This window comes from uncultured Dietzia sp. (assembly GCF_937873725.1).
In the GTDB taxonomy this organism is placed as follows: Bacteria; Actinomycetota; Actinomycetes; order Mycobacteriales; family Mycobacteriaceae; genus Dietzia.
Genome location: NZ_CALMYY010000071.1, coordinates 47,138 through 53,546, shown reverse-complemented (window position 1 = coordinate 53,546; position 6,409 = coordinate 47,138). Strand labels below are relative to the sequence as shown.

Annotated in this window: 5 protein-coding genes, 4 tRNA genes and 1 pseudogene; 3 read left to right on the top strand and 7 right to left on the bottom strand. The window is 69.0% G+C overall.

Annotation, left to right across the window (positions count from 1 at the left end; translation table 11 throughout):
* From Q0444_RS07260 to Q0444_RS07245, 4 genes and pseudogenes are all read right to left on the bottom strand, one after another.
* A pseudogene (locus Q0444_RS07260) lies at positions 1-685 on the bottom strand (arabinosyltransferase); the annotation flags it as partial.
* Positions 686-767: 82 nt separating this feature from the next.
* Positions 768-844, bottom strand: a tRNA-Phe gene (locus Q0444_RS07255).
* 46 nt (positions 845-890) lie between these two features.
* Positions 891-967 (bottom strand) — tRNA-Asp (locus Q0444_RS07250).
* Between the two features lie 138 nt (positions 968-1,105).
* Positions 1,106-1,178 (bottom strand) — tRNA-Glu (locus Q0444_RS07245).
* Between the two features lie 143 nt (positions 1,179-1,321).
* On the opposite strand from Q0444_RS07245, the gene Q0444_RS07240 reads away from it, so the two are divergent.
* The 3 genes from Q0444_RS07240 to phoU all read left to right on the top strand — a co-directional run bounded on the left by Q0444_RS07240 (position 1,322) and on the right by phoU (position 3,525).
* A tRNA-Lys gene (locus tag Q0444_RS07240) sits at positions 1,322-1,397 on the top strand.
* Positions 1,398-1,473: 76 nt separating this feature from the next.
* A complete protein-coding gene (gene dusB / locus Q0444_RS07235; RefSeq protein ID WP_291085896.1) occupies positions 1,474-2,652 on the top strand; it encodes a tRNA dihydrouridine synthase DusB in 1,179 nt (392 codons plus the stop codon).
* Between the two features lie 102 nt (positions 2,653-2,754).
* Positions 2,755-3,525, top strand: a complete 771-nt coding sequence (phoU, locus tag Q0444_RS07230; RefSeq protein WP_299022572.1) for a phosphate signaling complex protein PhoU — start codon at positions 2,755-2,757, stop codon at positions 3,523-3,525.
* An 80-nt stretch (positions 3,526-3,605) separates the two neighbouring features.
* On the opposite strand, the gene pstB is transcribed toward phoU, so the two are convergent.
* The 3 genes from pstB to pstC are packed head-to-tail and all read right to left on the bottom strand — an operon-like array spanning position 3,606 to position 6,355.
* Entirely contained in the window at positions 3,606-4,382 is a 777-nt protein-coding gene (pstB, locus tag Q0444_RS07225; protein WP_299022570.1) for a phosphate ABC transporter ATP-binding protein PstB, read from the bottom strand.
* Between the two features lie 9 nt (positions 4,383-4,391).
* Positions 4,392-5,306, bottom strand: a complete 915-nt coding sequence (gene pstA / locus Q0444_RS07220) for a phosphate ABC transporter permease PstA (protein WP_291080275.1) — start codon at positions 5,304-5,306, stop codon at positions 4,392-4,394.
* A complete protein-coding gene (gene pstC, locus Q0444_RS07215; RefSeq protein WP_291080276.1) occupies positions 5,306-6,355 on the bottom strand; it encodes a phosphate ABC transporter permease subunit PstC in 1,050 nt (349 codons plus the stop codon). The genes pstA and pstC overlap by 1 nt, the downstream gene beginning before the upstream one ends.
* Between the last annotated feature and the right edge of the window lie 54 nt (positions 6,356-6,409).

The window sequence follows — 6,409 nt, the reverse complement described above, 5'->3', positions numbered from 1 at the left end:
CGATCAGCGCGAGGATGCCTGCCACGATCGCGGCCTGCTTGAGCACGGTCGCCTGGGTGGTGTAGCGGGAGTCGACCGTGATGTCCACGGCCATCCCCTCGGGCGCCGCACCCCGCAGGTCCGTGAACACCCCGACCACCTGGGGGCGCAGGTCGTCGTCGATCCGGCCGCCCGCCCCCCGACCGTCCACCGCGAGGCCGACGAACTCCGCGCCGATCGAGCCGGAGTCGGCCACCACGCGGATGACCGAGCAGGCCCCCGGTGCGGCGACCGCGTCGGCGGGCGCGGAGGCGATGAGGACGTTGCGGCTGCGTACCTCGACCGCGGGGCCGGCGACGGAGATCACGAGCGCGCGGGCGCCCGCGTTCTCGCCCGCCTGCCGGGGCGCGGTGGAGACCAGGACCCCGTCCTCCAGTCCCCGGTCCCGGAGCTTCTGCACGGCCGAGCACGGGACCTCGGCGGTGAGGTCGAGCGGGTAGTAGGCCACGAGCGGGGCCGTCACCGGGTCGAGGGTCCCGGCCTGGGGCCAGCTGATCGTCGACGTGGTCTGGGTGACCGGGAGAAGGGGGACGATGATCGCGAGGACGATCCCGACCAGTCCACTGATCGCGGCGACGATCCCCCACCGGATGCCTGGTCGTGACTTCTCCGGCACGGCACGGACCTCGGCGGCAGTCGATGGCATGGAGCCCACGCTATAACGAGAGGACGACGATCCCCGAAACGACGAACGCGCCGGAGGGGATCCCTCCAGCGCGACGCTACCGTGGTGGCCAGGGCCGGGATCGAACCGGCGACCTTCCGCTTTTCAGGCGGACGCTCGTACCAACTGAGCTACCTGGCCCTAAGGCAACCGGCGCACCCGGTGAACACCGAATGCGCCGGTTGTCTGGCGACCCTGACGGGACTCGAACCCGCGACCTCCGCCGTGACAGGGCGGCGCGCTAACCAACTGCGCCACAGGGCCGTGCTTTTCGCACGAGACAGAACAGTAATCGACGCCCCCGTACCAACGCAAATCGGGGGCCCGGCTCCCGCATCCGGCCGGGGCCCAAATGCGGGATGTCCCGGCCACCGAGTGACGGTGACCGGGACATCTCCTGCGTACCCCCTACGGGATTCGAACCCGCGCTGCCGGCGTGAAAGGCCGGTGTCCTAGGCCGCTAAACGAAGGGGGCCTGTGCCACGTCCGGGATCGCCGGTCCGCAGCGCGTTCGAGTTTAGGGCACCGACCACCCACCGTCGAAACCACCCGGGTTCGGCGTCGGCCGGTACCGAGCCTGGATCGGCGGACCGGCGCGCGGGCGGTAGTGTGATCGTCGCCCCTATAGCTCAGTTGGTAGAGCTACGGACTTTTAATCCGCAGGTCGTCGGTTCGAGCCCGACTGGGGGCACCATCGGTTGCGCCCGGATCACCCGCGTACCGGGGACGCCTCATTGGACCTGCCCGCCCCTCGCTGGGACACTCGAGGCATGTCCGCCCCCATCACGACCGGCGCGCCCGCCCTGCGCATCGGCCCGCTCGCACTCGCGTCTCCCGTCGTCCTGGCGCCCATGGCGGGGGTCACCAACGTGGCGTTCCGGACGCTGTGCCGCGAGATCGAGCGCGAACAGCAGGGCTCGGTGTCCGGCCTGTACGTCTGCGAGATGGTGACCGCCCGGGCGCTGGTCGAGCGTCAACCCGCGACACTCCACATGGCGTCCTTCGCGCCCGACGAATCCCCTCGCAGCCTGCAGCTCTACACGGTGGACGCCGAGTACACGTACGCGGCCGCCAGGATGATCGTCGACGAGGACCTCGCCGACCACATCGACATCAACTTCGGCTGCCCCGTCCCCAAGGTCACCCGTCGAGGCGGGGGTTCCGCGATCCCCTACAAGCGTCGACTCTTCCGGTCCATCGTCGCGGCGGCGGTCCGGGCCACCGAGGGGACCGACATCCCGGTGACCGTCAAGATGCGGGTCGGCATCGACGACGAGCACCACACCCACCTCGACGCCGGCCGCATCGCCGCCGAGGAGGGCGCCCAGGCCGTCGCGCTCCACGCCCGGACCGCCGCCCAGCGGTACTCCGGCCGGGCCGACTGGTCGCAGATCTCCCGGCTCGTCGACCACGTCGGGGCGGTCTCCGACGTCCCGGTCCTGGGTAACGGCGACATCTTCTCCGCCGAGGACGCGGTCCGGATGCGCGAGCAGACCGGTTGCGCGGGCGTCGTGATCGGACGCGGCTGCCTCGGCCGGCCCTGGCTCTTCTCGGAGCTCGCCGCCCGCCTCGACGGCCGCGAGGCCCCCACCCCGCCGACCCTCGGGGAGGTCGCCCGGATCATGTATCGGCACGGCGAGCTCCTCGCCGAACACCACGGCGAGGACAAGGGCATGCGTGACATCCGCAAGCACGTCGCCTGGTACCTGCGCGGCTTCCCGGCCGGGTCCGACAAGCGTGTCGGCCTAGCGGCCGTCCGCACCCTCGACGACCTCGCGTCACTGCTCTCCGACCTGCCCGCCGACGAGCCCTTCCCGGCCGACGGTGACGGCCCGCGGGGGCGGCAGGGGTCGCCTTCCCGGGTCCTCCTGCCCGAGGGCTGGCTGGACGACCCGGAGGACGACGCGGTGGCGCTCGACGGAGCGGACGCCGAGAACTCGGGCGGCTGACCCGCGCCGGACCATCCGCCCCCGCCCCCGGGCGCCCGGTATTCACCGGTCATTCACCAGCGGGCCCGATACTGCGGTTGACATGCGCGTACGCTGAATCACATGCGTCTTGTCTACTCTGAAGAACTGACGGATCTGGCCACCTCGATGGCCAGGATGTGCGCCCTGGCCACCGACGACATGGAGCTGGCCACCCACGCGCTCCTCCAGGTCGATCTCGTGGCGGCGGAGCAGGTCCTCCAGTCCTCCACGGAGATGGCTCGCCTCGCCACCGAAAACGAGGAACGCGGTTTCGCCCTGCTGGCGCTCCAGGCTCCCGTGGCCCGCGACCTACGCCAGGTGGTCACCTCCATCCAGCTCGTTCAGGATCTCACCCGGATGGGGACCCTGGCCGGACACGTGGCCAAGATCGTGCGACGCCGCCATCCCGAGAGCGTCCTGCCCGAGCCCGTCAACGGCTACTTCGCCGAGATGGGTCGCGTCGCGATCTCGCTCGGGCGTTCGGCCACCGAGGTGATGATCAGCCGCGACGCCCAGCAGGCCGCCACCCTGGCCCACCAGGACGACGCCGTGGACGACCTCCGTCGCCACCTGTTCACCCTGCTCACCGTCCGCGAATGGAAGTGGGGAGTGGCCGCCGCGGTCGACGTCACGCTCCTCGGCCGCTTCTACGAGCGGTTCGCCGACCATGCGGTGGAGGTGGCCCAGCGCGTGATCTTCCTGGCCACCGGCGAGTACGCCACCCTGTCGGAGGACAACCCGGACCACTCCTCGCCCTCCACCGAGGAACTGGTCCGCCGCTTCAACGAGACCGACAGGGCGTACAGGGCCCGGGTCGCCGGCGACGCGTCCGGTCAGGGCTCGTCCGACTGAGGGGGCTCGGGCACCCACGCAAACACCCCGGTTCCCGCCGACGTGGCGGGAACCGGGGTGTTCGTGTCGTGCGGAGGTGCTCAGCCGAAGCGGCCGGAGACGTAGTCCTCGGTCTGCTTGTTGTCCGGGTTGGAGAAGATCTTCTCCGTGGAGTTGACCTCGACGAGTTGACCCGGCATGCCGGTGGCCTCGAGCGAGAAGAACGCGGTCTGGTCGGACACGCGCGCCGCCTGCTGCATGTTGTGGGTGACGATCACGATGGTGAACTCGCTCTTGAGTTCGGCGATGAGATCCTCCACCGCGAGCGTCGAGATCGGGTCGAGCGCCGAGCAGGGTTCGTCCATGAGGAGCACCTGGGGCTCGATCGCGATCGCCCGGGCGATGCACAGGCGCTGCTGCTGCCCGCCGGAGAGACCGCCACCGGGCTTGTCGAGCCTATCCTTGACCTCTTCCCAGAGGTTGGCTCCACGAAGCGACTTCTCCGCGACCTCGTCGAGCGTCTTCTTGTTCTTGACGCCCTGGAGCTTGAGGCCCGCGACCACGTTCTCCTTGATGGACATCGTGGGGAACGGGTTGGGCCGCTGGAACACCATGCCGATGGTCCGACGGACGGCGACGGGGTCGACCTTCTTGTCGTAGATGTCCACGCCGTCGAGCTTGATGGATCCCGTGACGTAGGCGCCCGGGATCTCCTCGTGCATCCGGTTGAGCGAGCGGAGGACGGTGGACTTCCCGCAGCCGGACGGGCCGATGAACGCGGTCACCGAGCGGGGCGGGACGTGGAGGTTGACCTCCTTCACGGCGTGGAAGTCACCGTAGAAGATGTCGACATTCTCGAGATCGAGTCGCTTGGCCATCTCTGGTCCTTACTTGGTCTTCGGCGCGAGCGCCTTGGCAGCGAACGTAGCGAGGAGGTTCGCCAGCCCGATGATGATGATGAGGGTCAGCGCCGCGCCCCAGATCCGGTACTGGCCGGCCTCGTTGGGGTTCGAGAGCTGGTTGTAGATCAGCAACGGCAGCGAGGCCATGTTGTTCTGGAAGATGTTGAAGTTGAAGCTCGCGGTGTAGCCCACGAGGATCAGCACCGGGGCGGTCTCCCCCATCACCCGCGCGGTCGCGAGGAAGATGCCGGAGATCATGCCCGACAGCGCGGTGGGGACCACGATGCTGACGATCGTCTTCCATTTGGGGACGCCCAGCGCGTAGGAGGCCTCGCGGAGCTCGTCGGGGACCAGCTTGAGCATCTCCTCGGTGGACCGCACGATGAGCGGCAGCATGAGGAGGACGAGCGCCAGGCTCACCGCGAACGCGCTCAGCTGGAACTTCAGCACCGAGACCCAGACCCCGAAGATGAAGATTGCGGCCACGACGGAGGGGACACCCGCCAGGACGTCCACCATGAACGTCGTGGGCCGTGCCAGCCGGGACTCGGGGTACTCCACCAGCATGATGCCGGCGGCGACCCCGAGCGGGATCGAGAAGACGGCGGCGACGAGCGCCTGCACGAGGCTGCCGTAGATGGCGTGGCCCACACCTCCCGCCATCGAGGACGGCGAGACGAGGAAGAGGGAGTTGGTCCACCACGCGGGGTCGAGGACCGCCGGCAGACCCGAGACGAGCACCTTGTACAGCAGCGCGACCAGCGGGATGACGGCGAGCATGAAGCACACCGTGAAGATCACGGTGGCGAGCCGGTCCTTGGCCCTGCGGCCGCCGGAGATCGGGAGGAACGTGTCCGTCGGCTTGGCCGGCTTGGCCAGGTCGGGGGGTGTCTTGGACATCAGCCGTTGACCTTTCCACCGGACACGGAGCGCGCGATGAGGTTGACGAGGAACGTGAGGATGAACAGCACGAGACCGGCCGCGATGTACGCGCCCGTGGGGAGCGGATGGTTGAACTCCGCGCTGCCCGAGGCGATCTTGGAGGCGAACGTGAAGCCGCCGTCGAACAGCGAGAGCGTGCCGGGCGAACTGGCCGCGCGCAGGATGATGAGCACCGCGACCGTCTCGCCGAGCGCGCGTCCCAGGGCGAGCATCGACCCCGCGATCATCCCCGACTTGGCGTAGGGGAAGCACGTCATCCGGATCTTCTCCCACTTGGTGGCGCCCAGTGCCAGGGCCGCCTCCTGGTGGAGGGACGGGGTCTGCCGGATGGTCTCACGCGACATCGACGTGATGATCGGCAGGATCATGATGGCCAGGACGACGCCGGCCGTGAAGATCGTCCCGCCTCCGCCGATCGACACGTTGCCGTCGGCGAAGAGGAAGATCCAGCTGAGGTTCTGGTTGAGCCAGGTGGCGAACGGCACCATCCACGGCCCGAGGACGATGAGTCCCCACATGCCGTAGATGATCGACGGCACCGCGGCGAGCAGGTCGATCAGGGCGGACAGCGTCCTCGACAGCCGGGCCGGAGCGTACTGCACGAGGAACGTGGCGATGCCGATCGCCACCGGGACGGCCAGGACCAGCGCGAAGACCGAGCTCAGGACCGTGACCTTGAGCAGGTCGAGGATGCCGAAGCGCATGTTGTCCGGGTCGGTGGTGTTCCACTCGGACGAGGTGAAGAAGTTGACGTTGTTCTGCATGAGCGACGGGGTCGCCTGGATCACCAGGACGATCCCGATCAGCGCGATGAGGGCGACGATGACCCCGCCGGCGGCCACCGTGACTCCGCGGAAGAGCGCATCCGTCTTCTGGGACGACCTGGCCTCTCGGAGGTCCTCGCCACCGCCGGTGTCGGCACCCGGCACTGGCCCGGCGCCGGCGGGCATGCCGGACTTCCCTGCGTTCTCGTCGGCATCGCGGTCGACGGATTCGTGAACTGTCATGAGACCTTCAGTCGCTCGGGGGTGTGAGGGGCGGGTCGCCGGCCCGCCCGGATG